The 17,142-nt window shown below is 37.1% G+C and carries 18 protein-coding genes; 14 read left to right on the forward strand and 4 right to left on the reverse strand.

What is annotated here, in order from left to right; translation table 11 throughout:
* Positions 1–84 precede the first annotated feature (84 nt).
* From fba to KTJ10_RS01400, 3 genes are all read right to left on the reverse strand, one after another.
* Positions 85–1,122, reverse strand: coding sequence for a class II fructose-bisphosphate aldolase (gene fba, locus KTJ10_RS01390; protein ID WP_016145083.1), 1,038 nt, complete (start codon positions 1,120–1,122; stop codon positions 85–87).
* A gap of 121 nt (positions 1,123–1,243) precedes the next feature.
* Positions 1,244–1,489, reverse strand: a complete 246-nt coding sequence (locus KTJ10_RS01395) for a hypothetical protein (protein ID WP_199976714.1) — start codon at positions 1,487–1,489, stop codon at positions 1,244–1,246.
* A gap of 123 nt (positions 1,490–1,612) precedes the next feature.
* Entirely contained in the window at positions 1,613–2,800 is a 1,188-nt protein-coding gene (locus KTJ10_RS01400) for a phosphoglycerate kinase (RefSeq protein WP_057070728.1), read from the reverse strand.
* A gap of 138 nt (positions 2,801–2,938) precedes the next feature.
* On the opposite strand from KTJ10_RS01400, the gene KTJ10_RS01405 reads away from it, so the two are divergent.
* From KTJ10_RS01405 to putP, 14 genes are all read left to right on the forward strand, one after another.
* Positions 2,939–3,322, forward strand: a complete 384-nt coding sequence (locus tag KTJ10_RS01405) for a DUF2237 family protein (RefSeq protein ID WP_002121396.1) — start codon at positions 2,939–2,941, stop codon at positions 3,320–3,322.
* On the forward strand, positions 3,322–3,915 hold the full coding sequence (locus tag KTJ10_RS01410; RefSeq protein WP_262441160.1) for a Maf family protein: 594 nt from the start codon (positions 3,322–3,324) through the stop codon (positions 3,913–3,915). Before KTJ10_RS01405 ends, KTJ10_RS01410 begins: the two co-directional genes overlap by 1 nt.
* 30 nt (positions 3,916–3,945) lie before the next feature.
* On the forward strand, positions 3,946–5,109 hold the full coding sequence (locus KTJ10_RS01415; protein ID WP_262441161.1) for a cupin domain-containing protein: 1,164 nt from the start codon (positions 3,946–3,948) through the stop codon (positions 5,107–5,109).
* Between the two features lie 353 nt (positions 5,110–5,462).
* Positions 5,463–6,026, forward strand: a complete 564-nt coding sequence (locus tag KTJ10_RS01420; protein WP_002121343.1) for a TetR/AcrR family transcriptional regulator — start codon at positions 5,463–5,465, stop codon at positions 6,024–6,026.
* 468 nt (positions 6,027–6,494) lie between these two features.
* On the forward strand, positions 6,495–6,806 hold the full coding sequence (locus tag KTJ10_RS01425) for an ArsR/SmtB family transcription factor (RefSeq protein ID WP_086264549.1): 312 nt from the start codon (positions 6,495–6,497) through the stop codon (positions 6,804–6,806).
* 408 nt (positions 6,807–7,214) lie between these two features.
* Positions 7,215–8,417 (forward strand): serine/threonine transporter SstT, encoded by a 1,203-nt coding sequence (gene sstT, locus KTJ10_RS01430; RefSeq protein ID WP_057070726.1) that lies wholly within the window; start codon positions 7,215–7,217, stop codon positions 8,415–8,417.
* Positions 8,418–8,422: 5 nt separating this feature from the next.
* Positions 8,423–9,103, forward strand: a complete 681-nt coding sequence (locus KTJ10_RS01435; protein WP_262441162.1) for a YoaK family protein — start codon at positions 8,423–8,425, stop codon at positions 9,101–9,103.
* 3 nt (positions 9,104–9,106) lie between these two features.
* Positions 9,107–9,643, forward strand: a complete 537-nt coding sequence (locus tag KTJ10_RS01440) for a DUF2058 domain-containing protein (protein ID WP_262441163.1) — start codon at positions 9,107–9,109, stop codon at positions 9,641–9,643.
* A gap of 361 nt (positions 9,644–10,004) precedes the next feature.
* On the forward strand, positions 10,005–11,852 hold the full coding sequence (locus KTJ10_RS01445; protein ID WP_262441164.1) for an ABC transporter ATP-binding protein: 1,848 nt from the start codon (positions 10,005–10,007) through the stop codon (positions 11,850–11,852).
* Positions 11,852–12,292, forward strand: a complete 441-nt coding sequence (locus KTJ10_RS01450) for a MaoC family dehydratase (RefSeq protein WP_017482285.1) — start codon at positions 11,852–11,854, stop codon at positions 12,290–12,292. The genes KTJ10_RS01445 and KTJ10_RS01450 overlap by 1 nt, the downstream gene beginning before the upstream one ends.
* A gap of 108 nt (positions 12,293–12,400) precedes the next feature.
* On the forward strand, positions 12,401–13,426 hold the full coding sequence (locus KTJ10_RS01455) for an AraC family transcriptional regulator (RefSeq protein WP_032007260.1): 1,026 nt from the start codon (positions 12,401–12,403) through the stop codon (positions 13,424–13,426).
* 37 nt (positions 13,427–13,463) lie between these two features.
* Positions 13,464–13,838: a glycine cleavage system protein GcvH gene (gcvH, locus tag KTJ10_RS01460; protein ID WP_032007261.1), complete on the forward strand. Its 375-nt coding sequence runs from the start codon at positions 13,464–13,466 to the stop codon at positions 13,836–13,838.
* Between the two features lie 89 nt (positions 13,839–13,927).
* Complete coding sequence (locus tag KTJ10_RS01465) at positions 13,928–14,635, forward strand: SIR2 family NAD-dependent protein deacylase (RefSeq protein ID WP_199976709.1); 708 nt, start codon at positions 13,928–13,930, stop codon at positions 14,633–14,635.
* Between the two features lie 413 nt (positions 14,636–15,048).
* Positions 15,049–16,539 (forward strand): sodium/proline symporter PutP, encoded by a 1,491-nt coding sequence (putP, locus tag KTJ10_RS01470; protein ID WP_262441165.1) that lies wholly within the window; start codon positions 15,049–15,051, stop codon positions 16,537–16,539.
* A gap of 34 nt (positions 16,540–16,573) precedes the next feature.
* Here putP and KTJ10_RS01475 read toward each other — a convergent pair whose 3' ends face one another.
* Positions 16,574–17,062 (reverse strand): Lrp/AsnC ligand binding domain-containing protein, encoded by a 489-nt coding sequence (locus KTJ10_RS01475; protein ID WP_017386809.1) that lies wholly within the window; start codon positions 17,060–17,062, stop codon positions 16,574–16,576.
* Between the last annotated feature and the right edge of the window lie 80 nt (positions 17,063–17,142).

Raw genomic sequence — 17,142 nt, forward strand, 5'->3', positions numbered from 1 at the left:
AGGTTTTTTTATGAATGAAATTTACCTAATAAAAAAACCGGTTATATAAATAACCGGTTTCTATAAATTAAACCCTAGCGGGAATTATTTATAACGATCAACCATTTTCTCTAAAGAAATTGGACGGATCTTGTCAGCATTACCAGCTGTACCAAACGCTTCATAACGATCAATACAAATTTGCTTCATTGAATCTACAGTTTTAGCAAAGTATTTACGTGGATCGAACTCAGATGGGTTTTCAGCCATAAACTGACGAATTGCACCAGTAGATGCTAAACGCAAGTCTGTATCGATATTAATCTTACGTACACCATGTTTGATTGCTTCTACAAGCTGTTCAACAGGTACACCATAAGTCTCTTTAATATCACCGCCAAACTCATTGATTACTTTCAACCACTCTTGCGGCACAGAACTTGAGCCATGCATAACAAGATGAGTATTTGGTAACGCCGCATGAATTTCTTTAATACGGTCAATCGCCAAGATATCGCCTGTAGGTGGACGAGTGAATTTGTAAGCACCATGTGAAGTACCTACAGCAATCGCCAATGCATCTACATTAGTATCGGCAACAAACTGAGTCGCTTCTTCAACAGAAGTAAGAAGTTGTGAGTGATCAAGGACACCTTCAGCACCAACACCGTCTTCTTCGCCAGCCATACCAGTTTCAAGGCTACCTAAACAGCCAATCTCACCTTCGACAGAAACACCGCACGCATGCGCTAAAGCAACAACATTACGAGTTACATCAACGTTGTATTCGTAAGAAGTAGGCGTTTTACCATCTGTACCTAATGAACCGTCCATCATTACTGAGCTAAAGCCAAGCTGAATTGAACGCTGACAGATATCAGGGCTTGTTCCATGGTCTTGATGCATTACCACTGGAATATGCGGCCATTCTTCAATTGCAGCCAAAATAAGATGGCGTAAGAATGGAGCGCCTGCATATTTGCGAGCTCCAGCTGATGCTTGAACAATTACAGGTGAATTGGTTGCATCCGCGGCAAGCATAATTGCACGCATTTGTTCTAAGTTATTTACGTTAAATGCTGGTACGCCGTAGTTATGTTCAGCAGCGTGATCCAAGAGCTGGCGCATTGAAATGAGTGCCATAATATCCTCCCAGGTAGTGCGGCTTATTCTACCCTGTCATTTATTTCAATTCAGCAACAAATCACAGTATTTCAAAAAAAATCCCCGCATTTGCAGGGATTTTTTAACAAAAAACAACAAATTAATGTGTTTCTGAAGCAGCAGCTTCACTTGAGGTACTACCTTCAACCACATCTGTATTCTTTTCATCTAGTACTGGCTTATCAATCGCATCAATTGCTGCTTGTTGCTCAGGCGTCACTTTTTCAGAAACAGCAGTAGATGCAGCTGATTCTTGGCCCGCTTGAGATGCTTCATCTTTTTTAGCACAAGCAGTCAACATCATCGGCACAATTAATACAGCAGCAAGTGTAAGCTTTAAATTCATCACTATTGTCCACAGTTGGTGATTTAATGCTCATTATTTTATTTCAGATATATGACAGTTTCATGACTTATCAATGAAAAAGGGATTGGTTGCCCAATCCCTTCTCATTTCTATATAACAGTATTAAGCACGTTCAAGCAAAACAGCAACTGCTGGTAATGTTTTTCCTTCAACAAACTCAAGGAATGCGCCACCACCTGTAGAAATATAACCAATTTGATCAGCTACGTTATATTTATCAATCGCAGCTAATGTATCTCCACCACCAGCGATCGAGAATCCTTCAGACTGAGCAACAGCAAGAGAAAGCGCTTTGGTACCCTCACCAAATTGATCTACTTCAAATACGCCTACTGGACCATTCCAAAGGATCGTTTTTGATGTTGTTAAAATATCAGCAAATGCTTTAGCTGTTTCCGGACCAACATCTAAAATCATATCATTTGCAGTCACATCTTCTACTTTCTTCACAACAGCTTGAGCTGCTGCTAAAGAACCTAAGAAATCTTCAAAATTAATTTGCGATGCATCAGCAACTACAACATCTGTTGGAAGTGGAACACTTACTTTAGCAGCAATTTGTTTAGCAGTTTCAACCAAGTCAGCTTCATATAATGATTTACCAACGTTAAAACCAGCAGCTGCCAAGAATGTATTTGCAATACCGCCACCAACGATCAGTTGATCACAGATACTAGAAAGTGAGTTTAAAACATCGAGTTTAGTTGAAACTTTAGAACCAGCAACAATTGCAACCATTGGTTTTTCAGGAGTTTGCATTGCACGGCCTAGCGCATCTAACTCAGCAGCCAACAAAGGACCAGCAGCAGCAACTGGAGCAAAACGAGCTACACCTTCAGTAGATGCTTCTGCACGATGAGCAGTACCAAATGCATCCATAACAAATACGTCACATAATGCAGCATATTTTTGCGCAAGCTCTGGATTATTTTTCTTTTCGCCATGGTTAAAGCGTACATTTTCAAGTAATACAACTTGACCAGCTTCAACTTCAACGCCTTCTAAATAGTCTGTTAATAATTTAACTTCTTGGCCCAATACTTCTGTTAAATAAGCAGCGACTGGTGCAAGTGATTGTTCTGGCTTTGGTTCACCTTCAACAGGACGACCTAGATGTGAACATACCATCACTGCTGCGCCTTTATCTAAAGCAGCTTTAATGGTTGGTAATGCTGCACGTAAGCGAGCATCGCTAGTAATCACACCATTTTTGACAGGAACGTTTAAATCTTCACGAATAAGGACACGTTTGCCTGTTAAGTTAAGGTCAGTCATACGCTGAAAATTCATGTAAAGCTCTCTTTATGATTTTAAAAACGCGCCAATTTTAAATGATTACATCAAAAAAGGTTAGTTTTTTTGCATAAAAGCTGTAGAAAGCCCCAGTTTTGATTATGATAGAGGTAGTTATTTGATATTTCACCCATTATGTCTATTCATCCAGATCCACAAATCAATCGCTTAAATGTTTTAGGTGAACCTTTAGCAAGTTGTTGCTTTGACCCTATTACAGGCTATTTTAGAAATGGTTTCTGCCACACCGCAGTAACAGACCTTGGTCAACACACCGTATGTGCACAAATGACCTCTGATTTCTTAAATTTCTCTCAGAAAATTGGTAATGATCTTATTACTCCTTTGCCAGAAGTAGGTTTCCCTGGTCTGAAACCGGGTGATTTCTGGTGTATCTGCGTAACTCGCTGGGTAGAGGCTTATCAAGCTGGTGAAGCCCCTCCGATTAAAATACATGCATGTCATCAAGCTGTATTAAGCTATGTACCCTTAGATGTATTAATGGAATTTGCAGTGTAATGGTTCAGCCACAAATTATTTTGGCTTCGAGTAGTCAAACTCGCAAAGACTTAATGGACCGTCTTGGAATTAATTATATTTGTATTAGTCCCGATATTGATGAAAGTCCTCACGATGAAACCCATGCCGATGAACTTGCAAAAAGGCTCGCTTTCACAAAAGCTCAGGTGATTGCTGAACAGAACCCATCAGCCATCGTTATTGGTTCAGATCAAGTTGCTTGGCGAGAACACGCTCCGCATGACTTTATTGGCAAACCGATCACTATTGAAAATGCTAAAGCACAACTAGCAGATAATTCTGGTCGAACTGTTTTTTTTAGTACAGCTCTTAGCGTGCAATGGCTCGATAGAAACTTTGAACAAACGCTCGTTGAACATTATCAAGTTAAATTTCGAAACCTGAATCAAGCTGAAATTGAACGATACGTTTTATTAGATAAGCCACTACATTGCGCAGGTAGCTTTAAGTGTGAAAGTTTAGGAATTAGCTTGTTTGAAAAAATGATAGGCCAAGACCAGACCACACTTATGGGTCTTCCTATGATTCAACTTTGCCATATTTTAAGGCAACTTGATCTACAAATTCCTTAATTCTAGATATTTTATAAATAGGTTATTTCCATGACAGAACCTTTAGCAGTTTTAGGCGGTATTACTGCCGAGCAATTTTTAGCAGAGTATTGGCAGAAAAAACCTTTACTGGTGCGTAACGGATTGCCAGAGATTATAAGCCTTTTACAACCCCAAGATGTACAAGAACTTGCCTTGGAAGAACATGCAAGTGCCAGACTGATTCGCCAAAAAGATAAAAATCCAAACGAATGGCACGTAAAATCTTCACCTTTAACCAAAGGTGATTTTCAAAAGCTACCAAAATTATGGTCGATTTTAGTACAGGCAGTGGATCACTACTCTTTTGATCTTTCTGAACTTTGGAAAAAATTTCCTTTTATTCCTCAATGGCGCCGCGACGATATTATGGTGTCTTATGCGCCTAAAGGTGGTTCAGTTGGGAAGCATTTCGATTTCTATGATGTGTTTCTAGTTCAGGGGCATGGTCATCGTCGCTGGCAGTTAGGTCAAATGTGCGATGTCAATACTGCATTTGTACCCAATCAACCATTAAAACTTTTGCCAGAAATAGATGTGCAATTTGATGAAGTTTTAGCACCAGGCGATTTACTCTATGTTCCTCCTGGAATGGCACATTACGGTGTTGCCGAAGATGACTGCTTAACATTCTCATTTGGCTTTCGCATGCCAAACGTTGCAGGAATGATGGAACGTATTAGCGATCAATTTTCAGCTAATACTTTACTTCAAAATCCTGTTGTAGATATCGCACGCAAACAAATGAGTCAAATTGGTGAAATTAACTCAACTGAACTAAGTTATCTAAAAAACCTAGTTTTAGCCCAGTTGCAAGATTCTGCAGCACTTGATGCCGCAATCATGTCATATATGAGCGAACCTAAATATCCAGATAATATCCCAGAACCTGATGAGATCGAAGCTGATGATCTTCAAGAGATCTTACATGAAGGTTATGAAGTTTTATTAGAACCTGCCTCTCGCCTACTTTATACAGAAAATAACGGAATTCTAAACTTCTGGGGAAATGGCGAAGCGCTATGTATAGCTGAAGCTTTTGTACCAAAATTAAAAGCTATTGCTGATGGAGAAAGCTTAGCTTTCGATAGCGAATTTAATGAGCTTGAAATCCTTGAAAATGTTGCGTACTTACTCAACGAATCTATTTTGATGCTTTTACCTCCTTCAGAGTAAGAACTTTAATAAAAGTGGACTTTTCAAAGCAATGGGAAGTCCACTTTTAAATTGGCCGACAAACTCAAAAATAGATTCGTTTTTTGTTTATTAATTCCCCCTTTTAAATTTTAAAATCGACTTATCGCAAAAATATTGAAGTTAAAAGATTTTGAAAACGGAAGTATAATTATTTGAATATATAGCCTAAAACTCTTTACCATTCTCTTAAAAGTAAAACTTCAGCGTTTAAAAAAATAATATCTTTTTTCTATCAATAACAAACAATACCTTGTAAAATTAAATTATCTAGATTCTCATTGATAAAGATCACCGTTCAAGCTAATAGCAATTCATTTGTGAGAGGCTAAAATATGTCGAAAAAAGATGACATTATTAACACCGCATTAAGACTTTTTAACTCGTATAGCTATAATTCTATAGGTGTAGATCGCATCATTAATGAATCTGGCGTTGCAAAAATGACTTTCTATAAGCATTTTCCATCAAAAGAAAAATTAATTGAAGAGTGTCTACTTCTTCGAAATACGCTTCTACAAAATTCTCTTACTTCTGCCTTATCAAAACATGATGAGTTAGACCCTCTTGCGCGAATTAAAGCAGTATTTTTATGGTATTCGGACTGGTTTAATAGCGAAGATTTTAATGGCTGTATGTTTCAAAAAGCTTTGGAAGAGGTTTTAAAACAATATCCTTCAACACATCAACCTGCTACTTTGTATAAAGCTTGGTTGACCCAACTCATGCAAAATCTTCTTAACCAATATGATGTAAAAGAGCCAGTTCCCCTATCTTTACTACTCGTTAATATTTTGGAAGGTATGACCATACAGGCTCAGGTCGAACATGGTTCAATAAAAATCAATGATTATTGGACTCGAGTAGAAAAATTAATCGATTTTGAAAGAGCTGCATAAAAATAAAGCGTGATATTCTTCTTCTTATATTTAATGATTCTTCTTATGTATCACGCTGCGTCTGAAAGTGATTTTGGTTCAAAATTAGACGTTTTTTTCGACCTTACCAAACCAAAATATACAGACCTGTCTGTACAGAACAGATTATATATTTAAAAAATAAAAACTCAATCTTTTTTTATGTTTTACTTGAAGATAAATTGGATTTAACTATTTATAGGGATTAGATCACACTTATTTTCTGTTGACTTCGATTCACTTATACTTAACAATTACACTTATAACACAATGCAACACTTTAGACACAAAAGAAATACAAATAATTGTTTTTCATTGGAAAGACTACTTATTTATCAATTCCCCTTATATTGCTTTTCAACAAAAACAATTGGATTGATTAGTTTTGCTACATTCATTTCTTTAAGATCAATCTATACTATGCCCGCTATATTGATATAGGTATAAAGTATGAAAGATGGACTCCAAATTGAAGAAATGAAAAATGCGGCTGATTCAGTCGTTGGAATTCTCAAATCTTTGGCTAATACAGATCGTTTATTAATTTTATGTCACTTAGCTTATGAGGAGTTAAATGTCTCGCAAATAGAAGAGAAGACCCAAATTACCCAGCCCACTCTTTCACAACAACTGATGATGTTACGTAAAAGTGATGTTGTCTCAACTCGTCGTGATGGTAAGCAAATTTTTTATTCTATTAAGGATGACAATATGCATTCGATTTTAAACACGCTTTATCAGCTGTACTGTGCAAGTAAATAATATCTTCAAATTATAAATTTATAATAATAGTAGTAATTTCCTGAAATATGCGATTTTTCAGCTTGAAAGCTTAGAGTCCAATCCAAGCACAAAGTTTTGAAAATTCGCGTAGCTTTTCCAAATGCTCCACCATATTTAACCTTTTTGCCAATTTATTTTTCCTTAGTCTATTTGATGCTTCTACAGCTTTTTGATATACCTAGTTTTTTAATGAGCAATTAACAAGCAAAATCACCAACTATAAAATTTAAAACACAGAATTAACCACAATAAAAACAACTATTTAATATTACCATTAATTATAAATACTTATAGGTGCTATAAAAAAGCTTAAGATTCACATCACTTAAGTATAAAATACTCCGCTTGTTCAACCTTTAGCCATGATTAGGTTAATAAGGCCTTTATATGCTTGCATTCTTTTCTCGATTAAGCTTAGTCACTAAGATTATTATCGCCATTATTCTAGGGATAGGCGTTGCATTACTATTTCCGAACGTTACGCCTTACTTAAGTTTATTTGGTGAGCTTTTCATTAAAGCCTTAAAGTCGGTTGCGCCTATTTTAGTTTTTGTATTGGTGCTTTCTTCTATTGCCAACTTCCAAGTGGGTCATAGCGCCAATTTACGCCCTATTATGATTCTATATGTGGCAGGTATGTTGCTTGCAGCTTTCACAGCTGTGATTGTCAGTCTTTCTTTTCCAAGCACATTATTTCTCAATACAGTTTCACATAATGATTTACAAGCGCCTGGTAGTCTCGCAGATATATTAAAAAACTTGCTCTTAAGCTTTATTGCGAACCCTGTTCAAGCAATTAGTGAGGCTAATTTTATTGGTATTTTAGCGTGGGCAATTGGCCTAGGTTTAGCTATGCGCCACAGCTCAGACACCACAAAACAAGTGATGCAGGATGTCTCACATGCTGTAAGTGCTATTATTCATAAAGTAATTGCTTTTGCACCAGTCGGTATTTTCGGATTAGTTGCAGTGACTTTTGCCGATGCTGGACTTGCAACACTTGAGAGCTATGCACAATTATTAGTGGTATTGTTAGGCACCATGTTCTTTGTTGCTTTAGTTATCAACCCTATTCTTGTTGCCCTTACTATACGTGGAAATCCATACCCTCTCGTATTTAAATGCTTAAAAGAAAGTGGTATTACAGCTTTCTTTACACGAAGCTCAGCGGCCAACATTCCAGTTAACTTAGATTTAGCAGAGCGTTTAGGTGTTAATCCGTCTACAGCAAGTGTGTCTATTCCGTTAGGCGCAACAGTAAATATGGCAGGTGCAGCAGTCACGATTACTGTACTTACATTAGCTACTGTACATACTCTTGGCATTCATGTTGATTTTGCAACAATGGTTATTTTATCAGTTGTTGCTACTATTTCAGCTTGTGGTGCTTCTGGTGTTGCTGGTGGTTCTTTACTACTCATTCCTGTAGCTTGTAGTCTATTTGGTATTTCAACAGAAATTGCGATGCAAGTTGTAGCGGTTGGTATGATTATCAGTGTATTGCAAGACTCTACTGAAACAGCCCTTAACTCATCTACAGATGTATTATTTACTGCAGCTGTAGATATTCGATCCAAGCAAACGTCTTAAACAAAATGCCATTTCAACGTCTACCAAACTGGTTCCAACTTGGAGCCTTTTTACTGGCTTTTAATGCCGGAATGATTAATGTATTAGGGTTAATTACTCTTTTGCATCAATCTATTTCACATATGACTGGCAACGTTAGTATGCTGGCTATGAGTTTGATAGAGTGGCAACCCGAACATATCATTTTTTTACTTTTAGTGATTATTTGCTATGTTTGCGGTTCATTTTATAGTGGTTTTATTTTAGGTAGCAGTCATTTTCGACTAGGTCGTCGTTATGGCTTACCTTTGAGCCTTGTTGCCTTATTCATTTTCCTTTGCTGGCTATTGCTTCCTTATTTTCCACGCTATGGATTATTATGGGCTTGTACGGCAATGGGTTTACAAAATGCAATGGTAAGCCACTATAAAGGAACAATCATCCGCACTACCCATCTATCAGGTGTTTTAACTGATATTGGTTTAGCACTTGGGTATAAAGCCAGAGGCTTAATTGTAGAAAATCGACGTATTGTTTTACATCTACTTATTTTTATCGGCTTTCTGCTGGGTGGAATTCTTGCCGCTTCAGTACATCCATATTTAAAGCTACAATCATTTTTATTGCCGGCAACTTTAAGCTTAGCCTTAAGTATTTCTTACTGGGTAGTTTATCTCTATAGCACTTTAACTTCACACAAGGACTAAGACATGGTTAAAAATGCCTTACAAGCACAGCTATTAAAAGCTGGTTTAGTTGATAATAAAAAAGCAAAAAAATTAACAAAGCAAGCTCATCACGAACAGCGTCTTGGACTAAGTAATGAGGCTGAAATCAAAGCAAATATTGAAAAAGCTCAACAAGAAAAGTTAGCTAAAGATCAAGCTTTAAATTTAGAAAAACAGAAACAGCTTGAAGAAAAAGCACTTAAAGCATCAATCATTCAGATGATTAAGCAGCACAAGATTACTGATTTTGCAGGGGATGTGGCTTATCAATTTATTGATGAAAATAAAATCAAAAAAGTGTATCTATCTCAGCAAGTTTATAATGCACTTGTTGCAGGTAGCCTAGTTATTGCTAAAGATCAAGAGCAATACGCCTACCTTCCAAAAGCTTTAGGTGAAAAAATTGATCAAAAAATGCAAGGCTTCATTTTGATTAATAATGCTGAGAAAAACGAACAAGCCACTGATGAGGAAGATCCATATGCAGCATATGTTATTCCAGATGACTTAATGTGGTAATACAATACTTAGGCCTTTATGATATAGATCTAAAGGTCTTTCTAATTAATGTGTAGCTGTAACAATTTAACAAATGTTCAAAATACTAAGAAAAAATACTTAAAGAATAAATTCCTTCACCCTTTATCTATTAATCTCGATATAATGAATAATATTTTTAGTCCTCGCGACGTTCTTGAAGATTTCTTCAAGTCTCCTTTTTACGTCATGTATTAATTTAAGACGTACAACATTATCAGTTCATGTGTATTTGCATATATTCACAAGATCGAAACCCTAAGTGATATTGATCTAACTGACTTTTTGCAAATTAAATTGCAAAGATTTAATTAAGTGGCTTTTGTGTCAAAGGTAGTAATTCATGCTGAAGTGGTTTGAAAAACTTGTAGACCCCTACCCAACTAAAGGTTTAGATGAACCTTTACCAACTCGTTTTTTCCCATTTGTTTGGCAAGCTACGGAAGGCCTACGCCCTTACTTATTCTTACTTATTCTTTTTACAGCAGGTGCTGCAAGCTTTGAAGCCTTACTTTTTTCAAAGATTGGACAACTCGTAGACTGGTTAAGTAAAAGTCATCCGGAAAGCTTTTTAAGTCAGCATGCTACTGATTTACTCATTTTGATTGCGGTCTTATTTACCAACATCTTTTTTGTAAATATTCAATCTATTATCAAACATCAAATTTTATATAGTACATTCCCAATGCGTTTGCGCTGGCGTTTCCATAATCTTTTATTGAAACAAAGCTTAGACTTTTTCCATAATGACTTTGCTGGACGACTTTCTGCGAAGGTTATGCAAACAGCATTAGCAATCCGTGAGTTCTGGATTATTTTGGGTGACATGTTGGCATACGTCAGCATTTACTTTATTACAGTCAGCATTGTTCTTGGCTCAATTTCACCAATTTTACTTATTCCACTTTTAGTTTGGTTAAGCCTATTTTTATTAAGCGCATGGTTCTTCATCCCCCGCTTAAGTAAAGTTTCTCAGCAACAAGCCGATGCTAGAGCGATTATGACGGGCCGTGTAACAGATGCATATACCAACATCCAAACGGTAAAACTATTTGCCCATGCGGGTCGTGAAAGCCAATACGCAAAAGCATCTATGAAAGAGTTTATGACTACAGTCTATGCTCAAATGCGTTTAGGCACCCTCTTTGAAGTCAGCATCAATATGTTGTCTGCTGTTTTGTTTGTAGGTGTAATTGGTACTTCTGTTTGGCTATGGACCCAAGGTTTAGCAGCATTAGGTGTAATCGCAGCAACTACTGCAATGATTTTAAAACTTAATAGTATGGCTGAATTTATGATGTGGCATATGTCAGCCTTATTTGAAAATGTTGGAACCATTCAAGATGGTATGCAAACATTAGGTAAAAAAATCAATATTCAAGACAAACCAGATGCGAAACCACTTGCAGTGACCAAAGGTGAGATTGTATTTAAAGATGTAAGCTTTGCTTATAACAATAAAAATGTAATTGATCACTTCAACTTGCATATTAGAGCAGGTGAAAAAATAGGTATTGTGGGTCGTTCTGGCGCAGGAAAGTCGACACTGATTCAGTTGCTTTTACATTTTTACCATCTTAAGCAAGGTGCTATTTTAATTGATGGCCAAAACATCGAAGATGTAACTCAAGATAGTCTAAGAGCTAATATTGCTTTAGTTACTCAAGATACGTCTTTATTGCATCGCTCAGTTGCAGAAAATATTAAATATGGTCGCCCTGATGCATCTGATTCAGACATGGAGAATGCAGTAAATAAAGCCAAAGCTGCTGAATTTATTCCGCAATTAGTTGATTTAAAAGGACGTAGTGGTTATAACGCTCAAGTAGGTGAACGTGGTGTTAAACTTTCTGGTGGTCAGAGACAGCGTATTGCTATTGCACGTGTATTCTTAAAAGATGCTCCTATTCTTATTTTAGATGAAGCAACTAGTGCATTAGACTCGGAAGTTGAAGCAGCAATCCAGTCAAGTTTAAATGACCTAATGGTTGATAAAACCGTTATTGCAATTGCACATCGTTTATCTACTATTGCACAAATGGACCGTTTAATCGTTCTTGATGAAGGTCGAATTGCTGAGCAAGGAACTCATGAAGAGTTAATTGCGCAAAATGGTATATACGCACAGTTATGGAAACGTCAAACAGGTGGCTTCCTAATTGAACAAAAAGTATTACAGGGTCAAGATTAATGCTTTATTTAGAAGATTTGAAAATTGGTGATCGCTTCATTAGCCGTGAATATGAAATTACCTTAGATGAAATCAAAAAATTCGCAAACTCCTATGACCCTCAGCCCTTCCATATAGATGAAGAACAAGCTAAGCATGATCCAATTTTTCAGGGAATTGCTGCTAGCGGTTGGCATACTTCTGCAATTACTATGCGGTTATGGACGGAATGTATGCCGATTCATGGCGGCCTGATTGGTTCAGAGTCCAGCTTACGGTGGCCACGCCCTACTCGACCAGGTGATAAAATTCATGTTGAAGCAGAAATTTCAGCGATCACACCATCCAAAACAAAATTAGATCGTGGTATTGTAAGTTACGTTACGCAAGCCTTAAATCAAAATGGCGACGTATTACTTATTTCAACAACAAAAATTGTTGTCTTTAAAAAGAATGTTTAAAACATGGTTGATATGATTGTCTAACAGTTTTTATAAACTCAGATTATATTTCATGACAAGATGTGTAAGAAATGCATGTGACAAATTGATGAGAGCAATGGAACGCATATGAAAATTACCTCAGCTCGTCAAGATCAGGGTATTCCGGGAGTCTATGGCTTATTGCTATTAGATGTTGTTTCACGTTGGGGATATAACGATGAAACATTATTTGCTCCATTTCATCTTACTAGTGAACAACTGGCCGACCCTGATTATCGTATTTCTACACCTGTAGCAAATGAATTGGTTAAACACGCTCTTAATTTAACTGGTGAAACCACGTTGGGCTATCATCTTGGTACTCAAATGCGTATTTCAATTCATGGCTTCATTGGCTATGCGATTATGACAGCCAAAGATATTACAGAAGCAATTGCCCTTGCAGCACGTTTTATTCAATTACGCTTACCTTTCTTACAACTCTATTTTTCAACGTTTGGGCCCAAAGCCACCTTACAATTACAGTGTGATATCGAACTTGAACCTCTAAGAACAGAAATCGTTTTAGGCTTGACCATTGGTATCATGAGTATGGCCAAAGCGATTACGGGTATCGAAGATTTAGCTGGTGAGGTAGATTTGGATTTTCCTGAACCAGAAGGTTTTGAAAAGTATAGAAATAAATTAAGTAGCACAATTCGATTCAATCAGCCACATTTGATCTCAAGTTTTGATAAGAAATACTTAGGAATTAAATTAGTTAATGCAGATCCTATTGCAAGTCAGGTTGCCATTAATCAATGCGAAGCTGAACTTTCCGCTTTGGGTGAGCGCCGTCGTTTAGCAATGCGTGTTCGTGATATTTTAAGTAATTCCGAACAACATTATTTAAGCATCGAAAATGTAGCCGAATGTCTACATATGTCAGATCGGACACTCAAACGTCAATTAGCCGCTGAAGGAACTTCATTTTCTACATTGGTTGATGAAGTTCGCTATCGACATGCAACATCTCTACTTTCACGTACAGATTATAGTCTTGAACAAATTGCAGATGAACTTGGCTATTCGGACGTTGCAAATTTTAGCCGTGCCTTTAAACGCTGGAGCGGCCGCAGTCCGAGTAATTGGCGTAAAGACCCATACTTATAATGTTTAAAACTATTGGACACAAGCTTAAGGAGTTATCATGAATCATCCTTCGGAACTGAAGTATGCACGTACACATGAGTGGGTAAAGATTGAGGGTGATCTAGTTATTACCGGGATTACCGATCATGCACAAGATGAACTTGGCGATTTGGTATACGTTGAAACTCCAGAAGTTGGAAACCAAGTTACCGCTGGTGAACAAGCTGGTGTAGTAGAGTCAGTAAAAACAGCATCTGATATTCACGCCCCTGTCTCAGGTACTGTAGTAGAAGTGAATACTGATCTTGAAGATGATCCTGACTTTGTAAATGAAGACCCATATGGTAAAGGCTGGATTTATAAAATTAAACCAGACAACATTGCAGATGTTGAAAAACTTTTAACAAATTCAGAATATGAAGCTGGCTTATAAAAGATAGGCATCGCTTTCAATATTTGATAAAACCAGTTTAGTTTTAAACTGGTTTTTTATTATCTATTTAAAATTAGCTTTCCGAATAGGTGAATTCTATGACAAAACTTGTTGTATTTTCAGGTGCGGGCATGAGTGCCGAAAGTGGAATCAGCACTTTTCGTGACAGTAATGGCTTATGGGAAAATTACGACATCCAACAAGTTGCCACACCTGAGGCATGGCAAAGGGATCCTGCCTTAGTTCAACGCTTTTATAATGAGCGTCGTAAAAATATTTTAGAGGCTAAACCTAACGAAGCTCATCAATATATTGCCAAACTACAAGACTACTTTGACGTACAAGTGATTACTCAAAATATTGATGATTTACATGAACGGGCTGGAAGTTCCAACGTTTTACATTTGCATGGCAATATTCGTTTGGCGAAAAGCTCTGGCCCGAATGCACAATTTACAACACAGTTTTACGATATTAACGGATGGAAGCTAGATTTAGAACAAGACTTTTGCCCAGATGGCTATCCCCTGCGGCCACATGTAGTCTGGTTTGGTGAAGCTGTACCAGCTTATGATGAAGCAATTCAATTAGTACAAAGTGCAGATATTTTTATTGTGATCGGCTCGACATTAAGCGTATATCCAGTTGCGGCTTTAGTTCATGAAATTTCAGATCAATGTAAAGCCTATTATATAGATCTAAATGCGGATCATCTGCGTGTTCCTCACCGATATGAATTATTAAAGATGTCAGCGACTCAAGGAATGCATAAACTTTTTGAAAATTTAATCGGCTAATTGCTATTTTTAGACACTAAATAAGCCCAACGTACATAAAAAAAATTATTAAATGAACAAAAAAAAGTCGTTTTTTTTAACTTTATTCTCAATTTCTATAAATTTTTTTTGACTAATAGCCTATTTATAACTCTATATCGATTTAGTTTTTTGCAGAATGGCGTTTTTTTGCTGAAAAATTTAAAAAAAAATAAATATTAAAAAATTATAAGTTAATGATTAATATTATAATTTTACATCTATAAAATCAATTTATTTCAATTTACACAATGATACAAAAGTACAATATAAAAATAACAGTGCAAAAAAAATCTTTTGTGGTTGAATCTCAACCTCTTGGATGCCGTACAAGAAAACAGCGACCTGGATTAGGTTACAATCACGGATTATGGATATAAGGACACACATCCATTATGAGTTATTTTGATCCCACCCTCATCATGTTTATGGTGTACATCGTAGCAATGGTTCTTATCGGCTTATTTGCCTACCGTGCTACAAGCGACTTCTCAGATTATATTCTCGGTGGTCGTAGTTTAGGCAGTTTCGTAACTGCATTATCCGCAGGCGCATCAGACATGAGTGGTTGGCTGCTCATGGGTTTACCAGGCGCGATTTATCTTTCTGGTTTATCTGAAGCGTGGATTGCAATTGGTCTTATTATCGGTGCTTGGCTTAACTGGCTACTGGTTGCTGGTCGATTACGCGTTCATACTGAAGTCCAAAATAATGCACTCACGTTGCCAGATTATTTTACAAGTCGTTTTGACGATCAGAAAAAAGTACTTCGTATTTTCTCTGCCGTTATCATCTTGGTTTTCTTTGCAATTTATTGTGCTTCAGGCATGGTAGCAGGCGCCCGCTTATTTGAAAATTTATTCGGAATGTCATACACCACTGCTATTTGGCTCAGCGCAATTGCAACCATCAGTTATGTTTGTATTGGTGGATTCTTAGCGATTAGCTGGACAGATACATTCCAAGCTGGCCTAATGATTTTTGCTTTGTTATTAACACCAATCGTAACTTATCTTGCAATTGGCGATACAACACAATTTGTGACACTCATTGAAACTGCTCGTCCACATGCATTTAATATTATTTCAGATTTAAGTGTAGTGGCAGTTTTATCTTCCATGGCATGGGGTTTGGGTTACTTTGGTCAACCACATATCCTTGTACGTTTCATGGCTGCTGACTCTGTAAAATCAATTCCTGCTGCGCGCCGTATTGGTATGACTTGGATGATCTTGTGTTTAGCTGGTGCAGTCGGTGCTGGTTTCTTCGGTATTGCTTACTTTGAGCAACACCCTGAACTAGCAGCAGTTGTAAGCAAAAACCCTGAAACAGTATTTATGGAATTGACTAAAATCTTATTCAATCCATGGGTTGTAGGTATCATCTTAGCTGCGATTTTAGCTGCTGTAATGAGTACATTGAGCTGCCAGCTTTTGGTATGTTCAAGTGCGTTAACCGAAGATTTGTACAAAGGCTTCATTCGTAAGAATGCATCTCAAAAAGAACTTGTATGGGTTGGCCGTATCATGGTTCTTGCGATTGCTGTTCTTGCAATTGCTCTTGCTGGTAATCCAGACAGTAAAGTTCTTGGTCTTGTTGCTTATGCATGGGCTGGTTTCGGCGCTGCATTTGGTCCGCTTATCATCTTATCATTGTTCTGGAAACGTATGAATTTACAGGGTGCTCTAGCGGGTATGATCGTTGGTGCAGTTGTAGTGATTGGCTGGAAAAATCTTTTCGCAGACACTGGTGTTTACGAAATCATTCCAGGCTTTATCCTTGCATTTATCAGCATCATTGTAGTGAGTCTCTTAACTAAAGCGCCAAATACGACAGTAACTGGCCGCTTTGAAAAAGCAGATGAACTCTACAAAGAAAGTGTATAAGTTATTGAAATAAATCAAAGGGGCTTCGGCCCCTTTATTTATTTTTAGTTTTGATTTTAATTTTTGAAGTATCTTTTACAACTTGCATGACAGGATAACTACGAGTCTCTTTTACCCCTGGTAATTGCCACAGTACCTGCCCCGCAATTCGTCTAAACTCTTCCATGCTGCCACTTCGTAATTTAATTAAAAAATCAAACCCACCACTCACCATATGGCACTCAACAATTTCAGGATAGTGAACCACAGCATCAATAAACTCATCTAAAACATTGGGGGTAGTCTTATCTAATAGCACCTCTACGAACACCAAAAAATTTGCGTTTAATTTGATTGGATTCAATTTCGCTTCATATCCCAAAATGAAATCATCCTTTGTCAACTTCTGCACTCGGGCCATCACTGCTGTTGGCGACAAGTTAACAAGTTCCGCCAATTTACTATTAGAAATTCGCCCATCTGTTTGAAGAATATCCAAAATTTTTAAATCAGTGCGGTCAAGGCTTAAAATTGGGCCATTCATCTGAATTTTCCTCTAAAAAATGGGCTAAATATAGTGAGTTATTCGGTGTTTCTTCTGTAATGATAAATTATCTAAACCTC

Origin of the sequence: Acinetobacter sp. WU_MDCI_Abxc222, assembly GCF_025514755.1 — a bacterium.
GTDB classification, from domain to species: Bacteria; Pseudomonadota; Gammaproteobacteria; order Pseudomonadales; family Moraxellaceae; genus Acinetobacter; species Acinetobacter geminorum.

Excerpts from the sequence above, each read along its gene's own strand:
- fba (WP_016145083.1), bottom strand. The coding sequence starts at position 1,122 with ATGGCACTCATTTCAATGCGCCAGCTCTTGGATCACGCTGCTGAACAT.
- KTJ10_RS01395 (WP_199976714.1), bottom strand. The coding sequence starts at position 1,489 with ATGAATTTAAAGCTTACACTTGCTGCTGTATTAATTGTGCCGATGATG.
- KTJ10_RS01400 (WP_057070728.1), bottom strand. The coding sequence starts at position 2,800 with ATGAATTTTCAGCGTATGACTGACCTTAACTTAACAGGCAAACGTGTC.
- KTJ10_RS01405 (WP_002121396.1), top strand. The coding sequence starts at position 2,939 with ATGTCTATTCATCCAGATCCACAAATCAATCGCTTAAATGTTTTAGGT.
- KTJ10_RS01410 (WP_262441160.1), top strand. The coding sequence starts at position 3,322 with ATGGTTCAGCCACAAATTATTTTGGCTTCGAGTAGTCAAACTCGCAAA.
- KTJ10_RS01415 (WP_262441161.1), top strand. The coding sequence starts at position 3,946 with ATGACAGAACCTTTAGCAGTTTTAGGCGGTATTACTGCCGAGCAATTT.
- KTJ10_RS01420 (WP_002121343.1), top strand. The coding sequence starts at position 5,463 with ATGTCGAAAAAAGATGACATTATTAACACCGCATTAAGACTTTTTAAC.
- KTJ10_RS01425 (WP_086264549.1), top strand. The coding sequence starts at position 6,495 with ATGAAAGATGGACTCCAAATTGAAGAAATGAAAAATGCGGCTGATTCA.
- sstT (WP_057070726.1), top strand. The coding sequence starts at position 7,215 with ATGCTTGCATTCTTTTCTCGATTAAGCTTAGTCACTAAGATTATTATC.
- KTJ10_RS01435 (WP_262441162.1), top strand. The coding sequence starts at position 8,423 with ATGCCATTTCAACGTCTACCAAACTGGTTCCAACTTGGAGCCTTTTTA.
- KTJ10_RS01440 (WP_262441163.1), top strand. The coding sequence starts at position 9,107 with ATGGTTAAAAATGCCTTACAAGCACAGCTATTAAAAGCTGGTTTAGTT.
- KTJ10_RS01445 (WP_262441164.1), top strand. The coding sequence starts at position 10,005 with ATGCTGAAGTGGTTTGAAAAACTTGTAGACCCCTACCCAACTAAAGGT.
- KTJ10_RS01450 (WP_017482285.1), top strand. The coding sequence starts at position 11,852 with ATGCTTTATTTAGAAGATTTGAAAATTGGTGATCGCTTCATTAGCCGT.
- KTJ10_RS01455 (WP_032007260.1), top strand. The coding sequence starts at position 12,401 with ATGAAAATTACCTCAGCTCGTCAAGATCAGGGTATTCCGGGAGTCTAT.
- gcvH (WP_032007261.1), top strand. The coding sequence starts at position 13,464 with ATGAATCATCCTTCGGAACTGAAGTATGCACGTACACATGAGTGGGTA.
- putP (WP_262441165.1), top strand. The coding sequence starts at position 15,049 with ATGAGTTATTTTGATCCCACCCTCATCATGTTTATGGTGTACATCGTA.
- KTJ10_RS01475 (WP_017386809.1), bottom strand. The coding sequence starts at position 17,062 with ATGAATGGCCCAATTTTAAGCCTTGACCGCACTGATTTAAAAATTTTG.